Origin of the sequence: Pseudomonas sp. R37(2017), from assembly GCF_002113375.1 — a bacterium.
GTDB lineage: Bacteria > Pseudomonadota > Gammaproteobacteria > Pseudomonadales > Pseudomonadaceae > Aquipseudomonas.
In genome coordinates, this window is sequence record NZ_NEHO01000005.1 from 154,209 (window position 1) to 171,767 (window position 17,559).

Consider the following 17,559-nt stretch of genomic DNA (forward strand, 5'->3'; position numbering starts at 1 on the left):
CTTAAATGTGACCGCTTGGTTCGATGGGCCATCCAACTGTCAGTTTCTTGCGTCCTCCAGATAGGGCGCCAATTCTCCGACGACAAGATCATTAGGGGCTTGTTACATGTCTGCTTCCCTCGCATTCGTCTTTCCAGGACAGGGTTCGCAGTCCCTCGGCATGTTGGCCGAGCTGGGCGCGCAACATCCGGTTGTCCTTGAAACATTCAAAGAAGCTTCCGATGCACTGGGTTACGACCTGTGGGCACTGACCCAGCAAGGGCCGGAAGAGCAACTCAATCAAACCGATAAAACCCAGCCGGCCATTCTGACCGCCTCGATCGCCCTGTGGCGCCTGTGGTTGGCGCAAGGCGGCGAGCGCCCGGCTTATGTTGCCGGTCACAGCCTGGGTGAATACAGCGCGCTGGTCGCGGCAGGCAGTCTGAGCCTGGGCGACGCGGTGAAGCTGGTCGAAACCCGCGGCAAGTTGATGCAAGAGGCCGTACCGGCCGGGCAGGGCGCCATGGCCGCGATCCTGGGCCTGGACGACGCCGACGTGGTGGCTGCCTGTGCCGAAGCGGCGCAAGGCGAAGTGGTCAGCGCCGTCAACTTCAACTCGCCGGGCCAGGTGGTTATCGCCGGTGCCAAGGCTGCGGTAGAACGCGCCATCGAAGGCTGCAAGGCGCGTGGCGCCAAGCGCGCCATGCCGCTGCCGGTCAGCGTGCCATCCCATTGCGAGCTGATGCGTCCTGCTGCCGAGCGTTTCGCCGAGTCGGTCGCCGCGATCGACTGGCAGGCACCGCAGATTCCAGTAGTACAGAACGTCAGCGCCCAAGTGCCGGCTGATCTGGAAACCCTCAAGCGCGATCTGCTCGAGCAGCTGTACAAGCCAGTACGCTGGGTCGAATCCGTACAGACATTGGCCGCCAAGGGCGCGACCAACCTGGTCGAGTGTGGCCCGGGCAAAGTGCTGGCCGGTCTGAACAAACGCTGCGCCGAAGGCGTATCGACTTCCAACCTCAATACCCCAGACGCTTTCGCTGCCGCCCGCGCAGCGTCGGCCTGAATCAGGAGAAGCTTGCATGAGTCTGCAAGGTAAAGTTGCACTGGTCACCGGTGCGAGCCGTGGCATCGGCCAAGCCATCGCCCTGGAGCTGGGTCGTCAGGGCGCCATCGTTGTTGGTACGGCGACCTCCGCCTCGGGTGCCGAGCGCATTGCCGCCACCCTGAAGGAAAACGGTATCCAGGGCACTGGCCTGGAACTCAATGTCACCAGCGACGAGTCCGTGACGGCAGTCCTGGCGAGCATTCAGGAGCAGTTCGGTGCGCCGGCGATTCTGGTCAATAACGCCGGTATCACCCGCGATAACCTGATGATGCGCATGAAAGACGACGAGTGGTATGACGTTGTCGATACCAACCTGAACAGTCTATATCGCCTGTCGAAGGGTGTTCTGCGTGGCATGACCAAGGCCCGTTGGGGGCGAATTATCAGTATTGGCTCGGTTGTGGGTGCCATGGGCAACGCAGGCCAAGTAAACTATGCCGCCGCCAAGGCCGGTCTGGAAGGTTTCAGTCGAGCGCTGGCGCGTGAAGTCGGTTCGCGTTCGATTACGGTAAACTCGGTGACCCCAGGGTTCATCGACACCGATATGACCCGTGAACTGCCCGAGGCACAGCGTGAAGCCTTGCAGACGCAGATTCCGCTGGGTCGTCTGGGGCAAGCTCAAGAGATCGCGTCCGTGGTCGCTTTTCTTGCGTCGGACGGAGCGGCTTACGTTACCGGAGCTACAATCCCGGTGAACGGCGGGATGTACATGTAATTCAAATGTGACGGATTGCTTCAAAAAAATGTCATACGAGCTGTCTAAAATCCGTTATAAAGCTGCAATCTATTTATAGGCAGAGGGTCGTCGGGTTCGAGGAGTGAAGCTTTCAGTTGAAAAGCTGAAAAGCCTTTCTATACACTTACCCACTGGCCAGCTGCCTGAATTTGTCCATTAGGAGTGAAAACAAGGTATGAGCACCATCGAAGAGCGCGTCAAGAAAATCGTTGCCGAGCAACTGGGCGTTAAAGAAGAAGAAGTGACCAACACCGCTTCCTTCGTTGAAGACCTGGGTGCCGACTCCCTTGACACCGTTGAGCTGGTGATGGCTCTGGAAGAGGAATTCGAGACCGAAATCCCTGACGAAGAAGCTGAGAAGATCACTACTGTACAAGCTGCAATCGACTACGTTATCAGCCACCAGGGCTAATAGTTTGTAATCGTTGCTCGCTGTCATGGAAAAACCGCACTGCCATCGTGGCGTGCGGTTTTTTCTTTAGGCCTGATGCAAAGTCGTCATTTGAAAAAAGGAGAGTGCTGTGTCGCGTAGACGCGTCGTAGTCACCGGTATGGGTATGTTGTCGCCACTGGGCACGGATGTGCCGAGCAGCTGGCAGGGCATTCTGGCTGGCCGCAGTGGCATTGGTCTGATCGAACACACCGACCTTTCTGCCTATTCCACCCGTTTTGGCGGCTCGGTAAAGGACTTCAATGTCGAGGAATACCTGTCGGTCAAGGAAGCCCGCAAGCTCGACCTGTTCATTCAATATGGTCTGGCCGCAGGTTTTCAGGCGGTACGCAATTCCGGTCTGGAAGTCACCGACGCCAACCGTGAGCGTATCGGCGTGGCCATGGGCTCGGGTATTGGCGGTCTGACCAATATCGAAGACACCGCCCGCACGCTGCATGAGACCGGTCCACGACGGATCTCTCCGTTCTTCGTGCCAGGCTCGATCATCAATATGATTTCCGGATTCCTGTCCATCCACCTCGGTGCACAGGGGCCTAACTACGCCATTGCCACGGCCTGTACCACCGGTACTCACTGCATTGGCATGGCGGCCCGCAACATCATGTACGACGAAGCCGACGTGATGATCGCCGGTGGCGCCGAGATGGCTGCGTGCGGCCTGGGCATGGGCGGCTTCGGTGCCTCCCGCGCGCTGTCGACCCGCAACGACGAACCAACCCGCGCCAGCCGTCCATGGGACAAGGGTCGTGATGGCTTCGTATTGTCCAACGGTGCCGGTGCGCTGGTTCTCGAAGAACTGGAGCACGCCAAGGCTCGTGGAGCGACCATCTATGCCGAGCTGATCGGCTTCGGCACCAGCGGTGACGCTTACCACATGACGTCGCCGCCAGCCGATGGTGCCGGCGCTGCCCGCTGCATCACCAATGCGCTACGCGACGCCAGGATCAATGGCAATCAAGTGCAGTACATCAATGCCCACGGCACTTCGACTCCCGCCGGCGATCTCGCTGAAGTCAATGCGATCAAGTCGGTGTTCGGCGATCACGCCTACAAGCTGGCCGTCAGTTCCACCAAGTCCATGACCGGTCACCTGTTGGGTGCAGCGGGCGCGGTGGAGGCGATCTTCAGCGTGCTGGCCATCAACAGCCAGGTGGCGCCGCCGACCATCAACCTCGACGAGCCGGACGAAGGCTGCGATCTCGATTTCGTGCCGCACACCGCGCGCAACATGGATATCGATGTAGTCGTTTCCAATTCCTTCGGTTTTGGCGGCACCAACGGCTCGCTGGTGTTCCGCCGGTTCGCAGGCTGATGGACAGCTGGGTCGACGGTCAACCGGCTGACGCTTTGTCGCTGAAGGATCGCGGCCTGGCTTATGGCGATGGTCTGTTCGAGACCATCGCCGTACGCAACGGGCAGCCGGTATTGCTGGATCGGCATCTGTCGCGCCTGGCGGATGGCTGTTCGCGTCTGGCGCTAGCCGCTGATCAGGAATTGATCCGCAGTGAACTGCTGGCCTATGCCGCGGCACTGGGTGAGGGCGTGCTCAAGCTCATTCTCACTCGCGGCGACGGTCTGCGCGGTTATGCTCCAGATCCTTCGGCCCAGGCCCGACGCATTCTGCAAGGCAATCCACCCGCGGCTTACCCTGCCGTGCATGGCGAGCAGGGCGTTCGTTTGTTTCCCTGCACCACGCGATTGTCCAGGCAGCCATTGCTTGCCGGCCTCAAGCACCTGAATCGTCTTGAACAAGTCCTCGCCCGTGCCGAATGGCAGGACACCGAGCATGCCGAAGGGTTGATGCTCGATCAGGCCGGGCGCGTGATCGAAGGCGTGTTCAGCAATTTGTTCCTGGTGCGTGAGGGTGTACTCATCACCGCCGATCTCAAGCGCTGCGGCGTGGCAGGCGTCATGCGCGCCGAAATATTGTTTCAGGCCGAGTCACTGGGAATTCCCGTGCAAATCGCCGATATCCCCCTCGAACAGCTGCAATGGGCTGACGAAGTCTTTGTCTGCAACAGCGTGTATGGTATCTGGCCGGTGCGCGCCTATGCTGCTCTTCACTGGCCGGTTGGGCCGCTCACCCGTAAACTCCAAACCATTGCCCGTGTGCTACTGGATGCTTGAAACGTGAGACGTAAACTCTTGCTGCTGCTGGAAACCGGAGTGGTTCTGGCGGGGCTGCTGTTGGGTGCTTCAGCCTGGAAAATTCATTCGGCGCTGGTACAGCCGTTGAACATCGCCCAGGAACAACTGCTGGATGTGCCCAAGGGCACCACGCCGACCCGCACCTTCTATCGACTCGAAGCCAATGGCGTCATCAAGGACGCATTCTGGCTGCGGGTGTATTGGCGCTTCAATCTCGCCAAACAACCCCTGCACAGCGGCGAATATCGCCTGCAACCGGGCATGACGGTCGAAGGCCTGATCGATCTGTGGAAACGCGGGGAAATGGTCCAGTACAGCCTGACCCTGGTCGAAGGCTGGAACTTCCGTCAGGTCCGCGCAGCGCTGGCCAGGGAAGAAAAGCTTGACCAAAGCCTCGACGGATTGAGCGACAGCCAGGTCATGGACAAGCTCGGCCACGCCGGGGTTTTTCCGGAAGGGCGCTTCTTCCCTGACACCTATCGTTACGTGCGCGGCATGTCCGATATCGAGCTGTTGAAAACCGCTTACGACCGCCTCGACGAAGTCCTCGCCAAGGAGTGGGAACAGCGTTCTTCCGACGTACCGTACACCGGGCCTTACCAGGCGCTGATCATGGCTTCGCTGGTGGAAAAGGAAACCGGCGTACCGCAGGAGCGCGGGCAGATTGCCGGTGTGTTCGTACGACGCATGGCGATGGGCATGCTGCTGCAGACCGACCCGACGGTGATCTACGGCCTTGGCGACCGCTACAGCGGCAAGCTGACCCGGGCTCACCTCAAGGAATCGACGCCCTATAACACCTATATGAATGCGGGCCTGCCGCCGACGCCGATTTCCATGGTCGGTCGCGAAGCCATTCATGCGGCACTCAATCCGGTGGAGGGCAGCAGCCTTTATTTCGTGGCGCGGGGCGATGGCACTCACGTGTTCTCCGACGACCTGGATGCCCACAACAATGCCGTGAAGGAGTTCCAGCTCAAGCGTCGCGCCGATTACCGCTCCAGCCCGGCACCCGCTGCCATGCCGGAGACATCGTCGACCCCGACTGAACAAAACGGTACGCAGGAGGCCAAGGCTGCGCAGGAGCTGGCACCCATCCCGGCCGCTTCACCGAACACGGCTCCCGAGGCGTTGCCACAGGTGCCGACGCAAGATCCTGCGCCAGCCGGTGAAACGCCGGAACCCGATGCCAACGCCGCGAAAAGCTCGCAATGACTCTGATTAAGGACTGCCTGTGACTGGCTTGTTTATTACTCTGGAAGGCCCGGAAGGCGCCGGCAAGAGCACCAATCGCGAATACCTGGCCGAGCGCTTGCGCGCCGCCGGCATCGAGGTAGTGCTGACCCGCGAGCCGGGTGGCACGCCGTTGGCCGAGCGCATCCGTGAAGTGCTGCTGGCCCCGGTCGACGAAGTCATGAACCCGGATACCGAGTTGCTGCTGGTGTTCGCGGCGCGTGCCCAGCACTTGGCCGAGGTGATTCGCCCGGCGCTGGCTCGTGGTGCCGTGGTCTTGTGCGATCGTTTTACCGATTCGACATACGCCTATCAGGGTGGCGGTCGCGGTTTGTCGCTGGAGCGTATCGCGACCCTGGAAACCTTCGTCCAGGGCGATCTGCGCCCGGACCTGACGCTGATTTTCGATCTGCCTGTCGAGGTGGGCCTGGCCCGCGCCAGCGCTCGCGGTCGTCTGGACCGCTTCGAACTCGAAGGCCGGACATTTTTCGAAGCCGTACGCAATGCCTTCCTCAAGCGGGCCGAGGCGGATCCGTCGCGTTATGTGCTGGTCGATGCTGCGCAACCTTTGGCACAGGTCCAGCAATCGCTGGATACCTTGCTGCCGCGCCTGCTGGAGTTGAGCCGTGGCTGAGGCCTATCCGTGGCAGGAAAGCCTCTGGCAGCAACTGGCTGGTCGTGCCCAGCATGCACACGCCTATCTGCTGCACGGCCCGGCCGGGATCGGCAAGCGCGCACTGGCCGAGCGCCTGATGGCCAGCCTGCTGTGCCAGCGCCCGAACGCGCTGGAGGCCTGCGGCGAATGTAAATCCTGCCTGTTGCTCAAGGCTGGCAGCCACCCGGATAACTACATCCTGGAACCGGAAGAAGCCGACAAGGCAATCAAGGTCGATCAGGTTCGCGACCTGGTCGGTTTCGTGGTGCAGACCGCGCAGTTGGGCGGGCGCAAAGTGGTGCTGATCGAGCCGGTCGAGTCGATGAACATCAATGCCGCCAACGCGTTGCTCAAAAGTCTCGAAGAGCCGTCCGGCGATACCGTTCTGTTGTTGGTCAGCCACCAGCCGAGCCGCTTGTTGCCAACCATCAAGAGTCGCTGCGTGCAGCAGGCCTGTCCGCTGCCGGGCGAGGCCATGAGCTTGATGTGGCTGGCCCGGGCGTTGCCGGAGTGCTCCGAAGAAGAGCGCGTCGAACTGCTGACGCTGGCTGCCGGTTCGCCACTGGCGGCGGTCAATCTTCAGGCCCAGGGCGTGCGTGAACAGCGCATGCAAGTGGTGGAAGGCGTGAAAAAACTGCTCAAGCAACAACAGTCGCCGACGCAACTGGCCGAAGAGTGGAAAAACATTCCGATGCTGCGTCTGTTCGATTGGTTCTGTGATTGGTCGAGCCTGATCCTGCGCTATCAGTTGACCCAGGATGAAGCCGGCCTCGGTCTGACCGACATGCGCAAGGTCGTGCAATATCTGGCGCAGAAAAGCGCCCAGGGCAAAGTCCTCGATATTCAGGACTGGATACTCGCCCAGCGCCAGAAGGTCTTGAGCAAGGCCAACCTCAATCCGGCCTTGTTGCTGGAAGCATTGCTGGTGCAATGGGCGTCATTGCCAGCTCAAAGATGACGGTCTGCACCTAGACTCTGAGTATCGGAACACCCGACCGTCCCACCCATTCGATGTAAGTTGCAGCCCTTTATGCTCGTAGATTCCCATTGCCACCTTGATCGCCTCGACCTGGCCGCCCACGGCGGCTCCCTGGATGCCGCCCTTGATGCAGCCCGGCAACGCGGGGTAGGGCACTTTCTGTGTATTGGCGTCAGCGCGGACAACGCAGCCGACGTAAAAGCCCTGGCCGAGCGTTATGACGACGTCGACTGTTCAGTGGGCGTGCATCCTCTGGATGTGCAGCCGGGTGCCGCTCCGGCACTGGACTGGCTGCTCCGGGAGCTCAATCATCCGCGTGTGGTCGCCATCGGCGAAACCGGCCTCGATTACCACTACGAGCCGGAAGCGGCGCAGTTGCAGCAGGAGTCCTTCCGTCTGCACCTGCAAGCGGCGCAGCAGACCGGTAAACCGGTGATCATCCACACCCGTGGCGCCCGCGCCGATACTCTGGATTTGTTGCGTGAGGCGGCGTTGCCCCAGGCGGGCGTATTGCATTGCTTTACCGAAGACTGGGAAATGGCGAAGGCTGCGCTGGACATGGGCTATTACATTTCCCTGTCCGGGATTGTCACTTTCCGCAATGCCGATGCGTTGCGCGACGTGGCCAGCAAAGTGCCTGCCGATCGTTTGCTGGTAGAAACCGACTCGCCGTACCTGGCGCCGATTCCCTATCGCGGCAAACCAAACCTGCCGCAGTACGTGCGTGAAGTTGCGGAATTTCTGGCAATGTTGCGTGGTGAGCCTTACGACCGGTTTGCCGAGCAAACCACGGCGAATTTCCAGCGGCTGTTCCCGCTGGCACATGTAAAAGGTTAAATCGCAGGCAAAAAAAACCCGGGTTCTGGGGGGTGAATCCGGGTTAAGACCATTAGGAGTAAAACAATGGCACGCGGTCCGTTGGTACCAATATCGGCGTGACACTTGGGGGAGATGCCCCGCCGACAGTTCAAGTATTGATCAGGATTGCGCCTAGTCCAGTTTGAGGGGCCGGGTTTTTAAACAAATTTGGAATACCTGCGCTTCGGAAGAGTTCTCATCAAGCTGTAAACGTACGCGGAATGACCAGAAAGCACAGATATGGTCGGATGATCCGTGCATTTTTGCGTAAGTTAGGCATAATACGCGGCTTCGAATTTTGACCCCGACAGACCTTTTCTTATGCATAAAGAACCTCGTAAGGTCCGTGAGTTTCGTCGCCGCGAGCAGGAAATTCTCGATACCGCGCTCAAGCTGTTCCTCGAACAAGGTGAGGACAGTGTCACCGTCGAGATGATTGCTGATGCCGTGGGTATCGGCAAAGGCACGATCTACAAACACTTCAAATCCAAGGCGGAAATCTATCTGCGCCTGATGCTCGATTACGAGCGCGATTTGAACGAACTGCTGCATTCGGCCGATGTCGACAAGGACAAGGAAGCCCTGTCCCGGGCGTACTTCGAATTCCGCATGCGCGATCCTCAACGCTATCGCCTGTTCGACCGCCTCGAAGAGAAAGTGGTCAAGGGCAACCAGGTGCCGGAGATGGTCGAGGAGCTGCACAAGATCCGCGCCTCGAACTTCGAACGCCTGACCCTGTTGATCAAGGGACGTATCAGCGAAGGCAAGCTTGAAGACGTGCCACCTTACTTCCATTACTGCGCGTCCTGGGCGTTGGTGCACGGTGCTGTGGCGCTGTATCACTCGCCGTTCTGGAGCAATGTGCTGGAAGATCAGGAAGGTTTCTTCCAGTTCCTGATGGACATCGGCGTGCGCATGGGTAACAAGCGCAAGCGCGACACCGACACGCCCAGCAGCTGAGCCATTCAGTTGCCTTATTGCGCCATGATTTCGCTATTTGGCGCAGTGCCGCAGGAATATACTCAGGTAGAGGACTTGCTAAAACTTGATTTCTAAGTCAAGTTTTAGCGGCCCGATATTTTTCCGCCGGAGTAACCATGATCGTTGACCGTCAAGGCAGGCGTTTTCGCAACTTGCGAATCAGTCTGACCTCCGCCTGCAATTACGCTTGTACCTACTGCGTGCCCAACGGCAAGCGGCTGGTGGCTGCGCAGGATGAATTGTCGGCTGAAGCCATGGCGCGCGGTGTGGCTTATCTGATTGAAGCGGCGGGGATCGAGCGCCTGCGCATTACCGGCGGCGAGCCGCTGGTCAGTCCGAAACTCGAAGCCTTCATGACAGCGGTCGGGCAGATGGGCCTGCAAGACATCAGCCTGACCACCAATGGCCAGTTGTTGGCGAAGAAATTGCCACTTCTGGTGAACGCGGGCATTCGGCGCCTCAACGTTTCCCTCGATACCCTCGACGCCAGTGCGTTCCGCGGCATTGCCCGTGGTGGTGACCTGGCCACCGTGCTCGACGGCATGAACGAGGCCAGTGCGGCCGGCATGAAGATCAAGGTCAATATGGTGCCGTTGCGCGGGCAGAACCTCGATCAAGTGATGCCGCTGCTCGACTACTGTCTTGAGCGAGGTTATGAACTGCGCTTCATCGAACTGATGCGCATGGGCCACCTGGCTAATGACTCCAATGCGTTTCTGCAACAGTTCGTCAGCCTCCAGCAGCTGCTGAGCCTGATCGGCGAGCGCTACGAATACCTGCAGGCCGATGCCCCGGTCGATGCGACAGCCGTGCGCTATGAAATCCCAGGCCAGGGGTATTTCGGTGTGATCGCCAACGAGAGCGTGCCGTTCTGCCGGACCTGTTCACGCTTGCGTTTATCTTCCACCGGGTGGCTGCATGGCTGCCTGTCATCGAGCAATCGCCATTACATCGGCGACCTGTTGGACAAGCCGCGTCATCAGGCTTTGCCGGCCTTGCAGGGACTCTTGGTGAAAGCCTTGGGAGACAAGCAGGAAGTGGCGTTCTCCGGCGGTGCGACTGTCATGAAGATTATTGGCGGCTGATCGTCCGTCATCGCGAGCAGGTCGGATCGCCGCACCGTCGCTCCCACAGGTATTGCATGAATCCTTGTGGGAGCGAGCCTGCTCGCTATGGCGATAGATCAGTCAGCAATGTTCATGAGCTGGCGCAAAAGCTGCATCCTACGGCCATTCGCCGGTTTTCCGACACCGGCCTCTGGAGGATAGGATGCGTAGCCTGGTTTTGCTGCTGGCCGTTTTGGCGCTTGGCGGCTGCATGAACGTCAGCGATATGGCCGAAGGGACTCGTTACCATATGAGCGATGCGGGGCTGCTCGACCACAGCGACAGCCAACGCGTAAACAACCTGCGCATTCAGCCGGACTCCTTCGTCTACATCGCCCAAGGCGCTTTCATGCCGCCGGGCAGCACCGTTTACCCGCGGCCCAATGTGATTGCCGAAGTCGCGTTCGATGGTTTCGTCGAATACTTCCCGATGGTCCGTCGTGCCCGTACGCCGGAAGGCCTCGACCAGGCCATGGGCGAAGCCCGTGCCGCTGGTGCGCACTATCTGCTCTACACCCGATTCGCCAAGTCTGACGACCGTATCGGCAACTCGGACGAGTGGCTGGATCAGGAAGCCCTGGATCGTCTCGGCATCGATAGCGGTATGATTCAGATCATGTTGATCGAGACCAGTACCCAGTATTTGATCGATACTGCGACCATCAAGAGTCGTGGCGGTTTACTGACGTTCCACGATAAAAAACCCGAAGACCTGATGGGCCCGCCGCTGGAGCAGTACGCGCGCAGCCTGCTGGGACTCAGCGACCAGTAAAGCCAAGGAGAACGCCATGAGTGGCCCGCAAAAAGCCAACGACCTGCTGGGGCAAATCCCCAAGACCAAAGGCTTGCCGCCGGTGCACCTGTGGAATCCCGATTTCTGCGGCGACATCGATATGCGCATCGCCCGCGATGGCACCTGGTATTACCTGGGTACGCCGATCGGGCGCAAGCCGATGGTCAAGCTGTTCTCCACCATCATCCGCCGCGATGGCGATGATTATTTCCTGATCACACCGGTGGAAAAGGTCGGTATCAAGGTCGACGATGCACCGTTCGTGGCGATTGCGGTGGACGTGGAAGGCGAGGGCGAGGCGCAGGTGTTGCGCTTTACCACCAACGTCGATGAAATTACCGAGGCCGGTGCCGAGCATCCAATGCGCGTAATGATCGATGCCGACACGCAGGAGCCGTCCCCCTATGTGCATGTGCGCAGCAACCTCGAAGCGTTGATTCACCGCAATGTTTTCTATCAATTGGTGGAACTGGCGGTGAGTCGCGAGATCGACGGCCAGCGCTGGCTGGGCGTATGGAGCGGCGGCGAGTTCTTCCCCATCGGCCTTGAGCCCTGATGCCATGACCCTGTGGGAGCGAGTTTGCTCTCACAGTTGACCGGGTTGTGCAGAGGAATGCGCTCGCCAGTGGGAGCCTCAGCACGAAAAATGGTTCTAACCCGCCTTGCGCAATGCCTCGATCAGCTCCTGCTTGCGCATCTTCGATCTTCCCGAAATGCCTTTGGCCCGAGCTTCCTTCCTCAAACTGTCAACCGTCTGGGCAGCTCTGGATGCTGTGCTTCCACGTGAATGTCCCTTGCGCGTGGCTACCGCCCGACGTGCCGATTCCTTGCGGTCCGAGGATTTGGCGCTAGCGGTTTTTTTGCGTCCCGACCCACCGGCCCGCTCGCCGCCACCGGACTGTTTGTTCACTGTCGCCCAGGCGCGGGCTTCGGCTTCATCCTTTGAGACCCCTCTGTTTTCGTAACTCTCTTCGATGTGTTGCGCCTTGCGCTTTTGCTCGGCGGTGTATTTGGCTTTGCTTCCACGAGGCATGGGATTTCTCCTGGTGTCATTACTGGCTCATGTTGCTTTCCTCGTCCTCGGTGGTGCTTGAACCGAGGCCACCACTGCCGGGTGTTTTTTTGTCCGGCAAATTCGTTCCGCCCTGACGCCCGCTGTCATTGCCCTGGGTTCGCGGGTCGGTGCCGGTGGCAGGCGGGAGGTTATGGTCGATCGTTGTGCCATCGGTATTCATGCCCGGGGCACTCTGAATGGCGGGGGCTCGGGGTTTTTCCACCGGGTTGGTCGGGCCGGTGCTCGAGCTTTTCGCTCCGGCGAACGAGGCAGAGCACAGCAGGGCAGTGAAGACGAGGACGGTCAACCTGGACAGGATCATGGCGGTGTCTCCAGCGAGTAGAGTCCTTACCTGATTAGTCCGCCCTCGATCCGGATGGGTGCAGTGTCGGCGACGAACGGCTCAGGCCTGCTGTAGCGCCTTGGCCGTGGTTACCCGACGCCAGATCAACCGGCCCACGGTGATCAGCCAATTGAGCGAGGCAACCGTCAGCACGGTGAGCAATAGCGTGGTCATGCCTTGCTCGACGATGATTTTCCCTGCCAACAGCGGGAAGCCGAACACGCCGATGAAATACGACAGGCTGAACAGCAGCAAGGATTGCGCGGTGGTTCCTTGTGGCGCTTCATTGGCGGCCAGGCCGTTGATCACCGAGTAGGTCAGGCCATAACCGATCCCGAGCATCACCGCCGCGAGCACGTAGCTGAGGCTGCTGTCGACGACAAAGCCGAACATCACGATCGATGCCAGCATCAAGCCCGAGAGCAGGCAGGCAGCGCGAAACGGGTCGCGTTTGACCACGAAACCGGCGATCAACATGCGCCCACTGATGGCCGCGCTCATGAAACCGAGGAAGAACAACGAATAGTCGAGCGCGCGCGCCGCCGCGTAACTGGTTTGAAAGCTCGACAGACCGCCGAACACGCAGCCGCCGAGACCGACCATGATGATCGGAAAAACGGCCCGGGACGACAGTACCTGGCCTGCCGTACGCCAGGAAATCCGCGAAACGCTGGTCGATTGGGTGTTGGCCTGTTTCAACTGCCGATCCAGGCGCCAGAACAGCAGCACACCGATCAGGCTGGCCAGCGCCGCCAGGTAAAACGCGGCGGTCACCGGATAACCGAGGGCGCTCGCCGCGCGACCGAGCAACGGACCGCTGCCGATCCCGGTCATCATGCTGCCCGACAGCAGGGCGAAGTATTTGGCGCGTTGCGCAGGTGTCACCAGGCTCGCCACGATGATCGGTCCCAGGGTGTAGAACACACCCCAGCCCAGGCCCAGCAGCAGACCGAAAAACAACAGCAGATGACCGAAGCCCGGCGTCAGGGCGAAACCCAGGCTGGCCGCTACCAGCAAAACACCGAACAGCGCCACCGATCGGGCGGCACCGAGCAAGTCGGACAAATGACCGGACACAATCACTGCCGCAAAGGTGCTGAGCATCGCCGCCGAAATCACGCTGCCGGCGTCGTGCTCGTTGCCGCCGCGCGAGCTGATCAACAGCGACAGCAGAAAAGTCGAGCCATAGGACAACGACAACAGGTAACTGGCGAGGCAAAACAGGCCGAACAACTTGCTTGAAACAGGGGGTGTTGCGGTAGACATGACGCGGTTCCTTGACCGGGTGAATGAGCAGCGTCGCTATCTAACCATGCAGTGCGCGAATGTTAGGTCCGAGGTTATCGATTCCAGGGTTACTGCGGGGCGGAGTAAAGATCTGGCAGAGGACTCTTTTGTGGCGAGGGGGCTTGCCCCCGTTGGCCTGCGAAGCAGGCCCCTTCTCAGTGATTGCGTTACACCTGAGATACTGCGGCGTTTTGTTGGGGTTGCTGCGCAACCCAACGGGGGCAAGCCCCCTCGCCACAATTACCGCGCCGACTTAGTATGGCGTTTTCCACTTTTGACAAGGCACGTCCATGACGATCGAAATCCGCCCGGCGACCCCCAGTGACGCACCGCAAATCCTCGCGTTCATCACTGAACTGGCCGACTACGAACGTGCCCGCCATGAAGTCATCGCCAGCGTTGCCGACATCGAGCGCAGCCTGTTCAGTGAAGGCGCCACCGCCCATGGCCTGATCTGCCTGCGTGACGGTGCGGCCATCGGTTTCGCAGTGTTTTTCTTCAGCTATTCCACCTGGCTGGGCAGCAATTGCCTGTACCTCGAAGACCTGTACATCACCCCGGAGCAGCGCGGCGGTGGTGCGGGCAAAACCCTGTTGCGGCATTTGGCGAAAATCGCCTGTGCCAATGATTGCGGGCGTTTCGAATGGAGCGTGCTGGAGTGGAATACGCCAGCCATCGATTTCTACAAATCCCTGGGGGCGCAGCCACAGGAGGAGTGGGTTCGCTATCGGATGGATGGCGCGGTGCTGCGGGACTTCGCAGCGGGCAACTGAGCCACTTCAATGATCGCAGCCTTCGGGCTGCTTTTTTTTGCTTTGTCTCATAATATGGGATTGATATTTATATATTGAGATTTAACCCGCCTCAGGTTTATAGTCCCGCTCACTCACTGCCAAAAACCAAAACAGGTGAAGCGATGCAGGCGCAATTGATCGCGCTCGACTGGGGAACAACCTCTTTACGTGCGTACAAACTGGCTGAAGGCGGGCAAGTACTCGAACAGCGTTCGCTGTCGTCGGGGATCATGCAGTTGCCGAAAACACCGCGAATCATTGCCGGCCGGGAATGCGCCGATGGTTTCGAACTGGCCTTCGATGAGGCTTGCGGTGACTGGCTCGATGCCCAGCCGCATTTGCCGGTGATTGCCTGTGGCATGGTCGGCAGCGCCCAGGGTTGGAGCGAAGCCGCCTACCGCGACACGCCGGCCAACGTCGCCACACTCGGTACGTCCTTGCAAACCGTGCGTAGCTTGCGCGGCGTCGATGTGCACATTGTTCCCGGCGTTATCGAGCGTTCGCGTTTGCCGAACGTCATGCGCGGCGAAGAAACCCAGGTGCTCGGCGTGCTGCAGAACCTGACGGGCGACGCGGGCGCTGATCTGCTGATCGGCCTGCCGGGCAGCCATTCGAAATGGGTGGAGGTGGCCGACGGCTGCATCGTGCATTTCGATACGTTCATGACCGGCGAAGTGTTCGCCGTGCTCAGCGAGCGCAGCATTCTCGGGCGCACTCAACAGCGTGGCGGAGCCTTCGATGGCAACGCGTTTGATCGCGGTGTACAGGTCGCGTTGTCGGCGGACGGGGAAACCGGTCCGCTGTCGACCATGTTCAGCGCCCGAAGCCTGGGGTTGACTGGCGAATTGAGCGCTACCGCTCAGGCGGACTACCTGTCCGGCCTGTTGATCGGCCACGAGTTGGCGGCCCTGGCCAGTGTCCAGCGACGTCGACGCAACAGTGTGCACCTGCCGTCGATCATCCTCATTGGTAACACCCAACTCTGTGCCCGCTACAGCCGCGCGCTTGATGCCTGCGGTTTTGCCCGGGTAACCCTGGCCGAACAGGCCACCGAACGCGGATTGTGGCAACTGGCGCTCGCCGCCGGCCTGGTCACGGCCGCCGCACCCCGTTAAACCTGCCCGGAGACCTGACATGCTCAAACAAGCGCTGGCACAAAACGGCCTGATCGCGATCCTGCGCGGCCTGCGTCCACAGGAAGCCGCCGCCATTGGCGAAGTCCTGTACGCCGCCGGATTTCGCGTTATTGAAGTGCCGCTCAATTCCCCTGAGCCGTACGAAAGTATCCGCATCCTGCGCAAAACCTTGCCTGCCGATTGCCTGATCGGTGCCGGCACTGTGTTGACGCCGGAACAGGTCGAGCAAGTGAAAGCCGCGGGTGGCCAGGTGATCGTCATGCCCCACAGCGATCCGAAGGTCTTGCGCGCAGCGAAGGCAGCCGGGCTGTACCTGTCACCAGGTGTCGCTACACCGACCGAAGCCTTCGCGGCGCTGGCCGAAGGCGCGGATGTGCTGAAGATGTTCCCGGCCGAGCAGATGGGCCCCGCTGTCGTCAAGGCCTGGCTCGCGGTGTTGCCGGCCGGAACCCTTCTTGTGCCGGTCGGCGGGATCACACCGGAGAACATGCAGGTGTTCATCGACGCGGGCGTCAAGGGTTTTGGCCTCGGCTCCGGCCTGTTCAAACCGGGCATGACGCCTGCGCAAGTGGCGGCCAATGCCAAGGCCTATGTCACTGCCTGGAAAACCCTTCGCTAAGACTTCCTTGAGCGCCGAGCTCGCCGCATCCAACAAGAGAGACAAACAGATGAAAATCACCAAACTGACCACCTTCATCGTTCCGCCACGCTGGTGCTTCCTCAAGGTCGAAACCGACGAGGGCGTGACCGGTTGGGGCGAGCCCGTGGTCGAAGGTCGCGCCCACACTGTTGCCGCTGCCGTTGAAGAATTGTCCGACTACCTGATCGGCAAGGATCCACGCAACATCGAAGACATCTGGACCGTGCTCTATCGCGGCGGCTTCTACCGTGGCGGCGCTATCCACATGAGCGCCCTGGCCGGCATCGACCAGGCCCTGTGGGACATCAAGGGCAAGGCGCTGGGCGTTTCGGTCAGCGATCTCTTGGGTGGTCAGGTGCGGGACAAGATTCGCGTGTATTCGTGGATCGGTGGCGACCGTCCGGCGGACACGGCGCGCGCGGCGAAAGAAGCGGTCGAGCGTGGTTTCACCGCAGTGAAGATGAACGGTACCGAGGAGCTGCAATTCCTCGATACCTTCGACAAGGTCGACCAGGCCCTGGCCAACGTCGCCGCCGTGCGTGATGCGGTTGGCCCGAACGTCGGCATAGGCGTCGACTTCCATGGGCGGGTGCACAAGCCCATGGCCAAGGTGCTGATGAAGGAGCTTGATCCGTACAAGCTGATGTTCATCGAAGAGCCGGTGCTCAGCGAAAACCATGAAGCGCTGAAGGAATTGGCACCGCTGACCAGTACGCCGATTGCCTTGGGTGAGCGGCTGTTCTCGCGCTGGGATTTCAAGCGAGTGCTCAGCGAAGGCTACGTCGACATCATCCAGCCGGATGCTTCCCACGCTGGCGGCATCACCGAAACCCGCAAGATCGCCAACATGGCCGAAGCCTACGACGTGGCGCTGGCGTTGCATTGCCCGCTGGGCCCGATTGCCCTGGCGGCCTGCCTGCAACTGGACGCCGCCTGCTACAACGCGTTCATTCAGGAGCAGAGCCTGGGCATCCATTACAACGAGAGCAATGACCTGCTCGACTACGTCAAAGACCCACGGGTATTCGACTACGACCAGGGCTTCGTGAAGATCCCGAACGGTCCGGGCCTGGGCATCGAGATCAACGAGGAATACGTGATCGAACGCGCCGCCGTCGGCCACCGCTGGCGCAACCCGGTCTGGCGCCATGCCGACGGCAGTTTTGCCGAGTGGTGAGTGCCTGACACACCACTGAACCCCTGTAGGAGCGAGCCTGCTCGCGATGGTGTGTCAGTCGACATCAATGCCGAATGACCCACCGCTATCGCGAGCAG

The 17,559-nt window shown here is 60.1% G+C and carries 20 protein-coding genes; 17 read left to right on the forward strand and 3 right to left on the reverse strand.

Annotation, left to right across the window (positions count from 1 at the left end):
* Nucleotides 1–106: 106 nt before the first annotated feature.
* The 13 genes from fabD (at nucleotide 107) to CAG47_RS10920 (ending at nucleotide 11,586) form a co-directional block, all read left to right on the forward strand.
* On the forward strand, nucleotides 107–1,045 hold the full coding sequence (gene fabD, locus CAG47_RS10860; RefSeq protein ID WP_085724860.1) for an ACP S-malonyltransferase: 939 nt from the start codon (nucleotides 107–109) through the stop codon (nucleotides 1,043–1,045).
* A 16-nt stretch (nucleotides 1,046–1,061) separates the two neighbouring features.
* Nucleotides 1,062–1,802, forward strand: a complete 741-nt coding sequence (fabG, locus tag CAG47_RS10865; RefSeq protein ID WP_085724861.1) for a 3-oxoacyl-ACP reductase FabG — start codon at nucleotides 1,062–1,064, stop codon at nucleotides 1,800–1,802.
* Between the two features lie 196 nt (nucleotides 1,803–1,998).
* On the forward strand, nucleotides 1,999–2,235 hold the full coding sequence (acpP, locus tag CAG47_RS10870; protein WP_085724862.1) for an acyl carrier protein: 237 nt from the start codon (nucleotides 1,999–2,001) through the stop codon (nucleotides 2,233–2,235).
* 109 nt (nucleotides 2,236–2,344) lie between these two features.
* The gene (gene fabF / locus CAG47_RS10875; protein WP_085724863.1) at nucleotides 2,345–3,589 is read left to right on the forward strand and encodes a beta-ketoacyl-ACP synthase II; all 1,245 of its coding nucleotides are present in this window, start codon (nucleotides 2,345–2,347) and stop codon (nucleotides 3,587–3,589) included.
* On the forward strand, nucleotides 3,589–4,404 hold the full coding sequence (gene pabC, locus CAG47_RS10880; RefSeq protein WP_085724864.1) for an aminodeoxychorismate lyase: 816 nt from the start codon (nucleotides 3,589–3,591) through the stop codon (nucleotides 4,402–4,404). The genes fabF and pabC overlap by 1 nt, the downstream gene beginning before the upstream one ends.
* A gap of 3 nt (nucleotides 4,405–4,407) precedes the next feature.
* Nucleotides 4,408–5,640, forward strand: a complete 1,233-nt coding sequence (gene mltG / locus CAG47_RS10885) for an endolytic transglycosylase MltG (protein WP_085724865.1) — start codon at nucleotides 4,408–4,410, stop codon at nucleotides 5,638–5,640.
* Between the two features lie 19 nt (nucleotides 5,641–5,659).
* Nucleotides 5,660–6,292, forward strand: a complete 633-nt coding sequence (tmk, locus tag CAG47_RS10890) for a dTMP kinase (RefSeq protein WP_085724866.1) — start codon at nucleotides 5,660–5,662, stop codon at nucleotides 6,290–6,292.
* Nucleotides 6,285–7,271 (forward strand): DNA polymerase III subunit delta', encoded by a 987-nt coding sequence (locus tag CAG47_RS10895; protein WP_085724867.1) that lies wholly within the window; start codon nucleotides 6,285–6,287, stop codon nucleotides 7,269–7,271. Before tmk ends, CAG47_RS10895 begins: the two co-directional genes overlap by 8 nt.
* A 72-nt stretch (nucleotides 7,272–7,343) precedes the next feature.
* Nucleotides 7,344–8,129 carry a TatD family hydrolase gene (locus CAG47_RS10900; protein WP_085724868.1) on the forward strand — a complete coding sequence of 262 codons (786 nt, stop codon included), beginning with the start codon at nucleotides 7,344–7,346 and terminating at the stop codon, nucleotides 8,127–8,129.
* A 342-nt stretch (nucleotides 8,130–8,471) separates the two neighbouring features.
* Nucleotides 8,472–9,110: a TetR/AcrR family transcriptional regulator gene (locus tag CAG47_RS10905; protein ID WP_019689364.1), complete on the forward strand. Its 639-nt coding sequence runs from the start codon at nucleotides 8,472–8,474 to the stop codon at nucleotides 9,108–9,110.
* Nucleotides 9,111–9,247: 137 nt separating this feature from the next.
* Nucleotides 9,248–10,216 (forward strand): GTP 3',8-cyclase MoaA, encoded by a 969-nt coding sequence (locus tag CAG47_RS10910; RefSeq protein ID WP_085724869.1) that lies wholly within the window; start codon nucleotides 9,248–9,250, stop codon nucleotides 10,214–10,216.
* A 184-nt stretch (nucleotides 10,217–10,400) separates the two neighbouring features.
* Entirely contained in the window at nucleotides 10,401–11,009 is a 609-nt protein-coding gene (locus tag CAG47_RS10915; RefSeq protein WP_085724870.1) for a DUF4823 domain-containing protein, read from the forward strand.
* A gap of 16 nt (nucleotides 11,010–11,025) precedes the next feature.
* Nucleotides 11,026–11,586: a DUF1285 domain-containing protein gene (locus tag CAG47_RS10920; protein WP_085724871.1), complete on the forward strand. Its 561-nt coding sequence runs from the start codon at nucleotides 11,026–11,028 to the stop codon at nucleotides 11,584–11,586.
* 96 nt (nucleotides 11,587–11,682) lie between these two features.
* On the opposite strand, the gene CAG47_RS10925 is transcribed toward CAG47_RS10920, so the two are convergent.
* The 3 genes from CAG47_RS10925 to CAG47_RS10935 all read right to left on the reverse strand — a co-directional run bounded on the left by CAG47_RS10925 (nucleotide 11,683) and on the right by CAG47_RS10935 (nucleotide 13,693).
* Nucleotides 11,683–12,063, reverse strand: coding sequence for a Rho termination factor N-terminal domain-containing protein (locus CAG47_RS10925; RefSeq protein WP_085724872.1), 381 nt, complete (start codon nucleotides 12,061–12,063; stop codon nucleotides 11,683–11,685).
* 19 nt (nucleotides 12,064–12,082) lie between these two features.
* Nucleotides 12,083–12,406, reverse strand: coding sequence for a hypothetical protein (locus tag CAG47_RS10930; protein WP_085724873.1), 324 nt, complete (start codon nucleotides 12,404–12,406; stop codon nucleotides 12,083–12,085).
* Nucleotides 12,407–12,487: 81 nt separating this feature from the next.
* The gene (locus CAG47_RS10935) at nucleotides 12,488–13,693 is read right to left on the reverse strand and encodes an MFS transporter (protein ID WP_085724874.1); all 1,206 of its coding nucleotides are present in this window, start codon (nucleotides 13,691–13,693) and stop codon (nucleotides 12,488–12,490) included.
* Between the two features lie 311 nt (nucleotides 13,694–14,004).
* On the opposite strand from CAG47_RS10935, the gene CAG47_RS10940 reads away from it, so the two are divergent.
* From CAG47_RS10940 to dgoD, 4 genes are all read left to right on the forward strand, one after another.
* Entirely contained in the window at nucleotides 14,005–14,487 is a 483-nt protein-coding gene (locus CAG47_RS10940) for a GNAT family N-acetyltransferase (RefSeq protein WP_085724875.1), read from the forward strand.
* Nucleotides 14,488–14,630: 143 nt separating this feature from the next.
* Nucleotides 14,631–15,623 (forward strand): 2-dehydro-3-deoxygalactonokinase, encoded by a 993-nt coding sequence (locus CAG47_RS10945; protein ID WP_085724876.1) that lies wholly within the window; start codon nucleotides 14,631–14,633, stop codon nucleotides 15,621–15,623.
* A 19-nt stretch (nucleotides 15,624–15,642) separates the two neighbouring features.
* A complete protein-coding gene (locus tag CAG47_RS10950; RefSeq protein ID WP_085724877.1) occupies nucleotides 15,643–16,263 on the forward strand; it encodes a 2-dehydro-3-deoxy-6-phosphogalactonate aldolase in 621 nt (206 codons plus the stop codon).
* Between the two features lie 49 nt (nucleotides 16,264–16,312).
* Nucleotides 16,313–17,461 carry a galactonate dehydratase gene (gene dgoD / locus CAG47_RS10955; RefSeq protein WP_085724878.1) on the forward strand — a complete coding sequence of 383 codons (1,149 nt, stop codon included), beginning with the start codon at nucleotides 16,313–16,315 and terminating at the stop codon, nucleotides 17,459–17,461.
* The last annotated feature ends 98 nt before the right edge of the window (nucleotides 17,462–17,559 follow it).

What these genes read in the sequence shown, in the direction of transcription:
- fabD (WP_085724860.1), top strand. Translation starts at nt 107, where the DNA reads ATGTCTGCTTCCCTCGCATTCGTCTTTCCAGGACAGGGTTCGCAGTCC.
- fabG (WP_085724861.1), top strand. Translation starts at nt 1,062, where the DNA reads ATGAGTCTGCAAGGTAAAGTTGCACTGGTCACCGGTGCGAGCCGTGGC.
- acpP (WP_085724862.1), top strand. Translation starts at nt 1,999, where the DNA reads ATGAGCACCATCGAAGAGCGCGTCAAGAAAATCGTTGCCGAGCAACTG.
- pabC (WP_085724864.1), top strand. Translation starts at nt 3,589, where the DNA reads ATGGACAGCTGGGTCGACGGTCAACCGGCTGACGCTTTGTCGCTGAAG.
- CAG47_RS10900 (WP_085724868.1), top strand. Translation starts at nt 7,344, where the DNA reads ATGCTCGTAGATTCCCATTGCCACCTTGATCGCCTCGACCTGGCCGCC.
- CAG47_RS10905 (WP_019689364.1), top strand. Translation starts at nt 8,472, where the DNA reads ATGCATAAAGAACCTCGTAAGGTCCGTGAGTTTCGTCGCCGCGAGCAG.
- CAG47_RS10910 (WP_085724869.1), top strand. Translation starts at nt 9,248, where the DNA reads ATGATCGTTGACCGTCAAGGCAGGCGTTTTCGCAACTTGCGAATCAGT.
- CAG47_RS10915 (WP_085724870.1), top strand. Translation starts at nt 10,401, where the DNA reads ATGCGTAGCCTGGTTTTGCTGCTGGCCGTTTTGGCGCTTGGCGGCTGC.
- CAG47_RS10920 (WP_085724871.1), top strand. Translation starts at nt 11,026, where the DNA reads ATGAGTGGCCCGCAAAAAGCCAACGACCTGCTGGGGCAAATCCCCAAG.
- CAG47_RS10925 (WP_085724872.1), bottom strand. Translation starts at nt 12,063, where the DNA reads ATGCCTCGTGGAAGCAAAGCCAAATACACCGCCGAGCAAAAGCGCAAG.
- CAG47_RS10930 (WP_085724873.1), bottom strand. Translation starts at nt 12,406, where the DNA reads ATGATCCTGTCCAGGTTGACCGTCCTCGTCTTCACTGCCCTGCTGTGC.
- CAG47_RS10935 (WP_085724874.1), bottom strand. Translation starts at nt 13,693, where the DNA reads ATGTCTACCGCAACACCCCCTGTTTCAAGCAAGTTGTTCGGCCTGTTT.
- CAG47_RS10940 (WP_085724875.1), top strand. Translation starts at nt 14,005, where the DNA reads ATGACGATCGAAATCCGCCCGGCGACCCCCAGTGACGCACCGCAAATC.
- CAG47_RS10945 (WP_085724876.1), top strand. Translation starts at nt 14,631, where the DNA reads ATGCAGGCGCAATTGATCGCGCTCGACTGGGGAACAACCTCTTTACGT.
- CAG47_RS10950 (WP_085724877.1), top strand. Translation starts at nt 15,643, where the DNA reads ATGCTCAAACAAGCGCTGGCACAAAACGGCCTGATCGCGATCCTGCGC.
- dgoD (WP_085724878.1), top strand. Translation starts at nt 16,313, where the DNA reads ATGAAAATCACCAAACTGACCACCTTCATCGTTCCGCCACGCTGGTGC.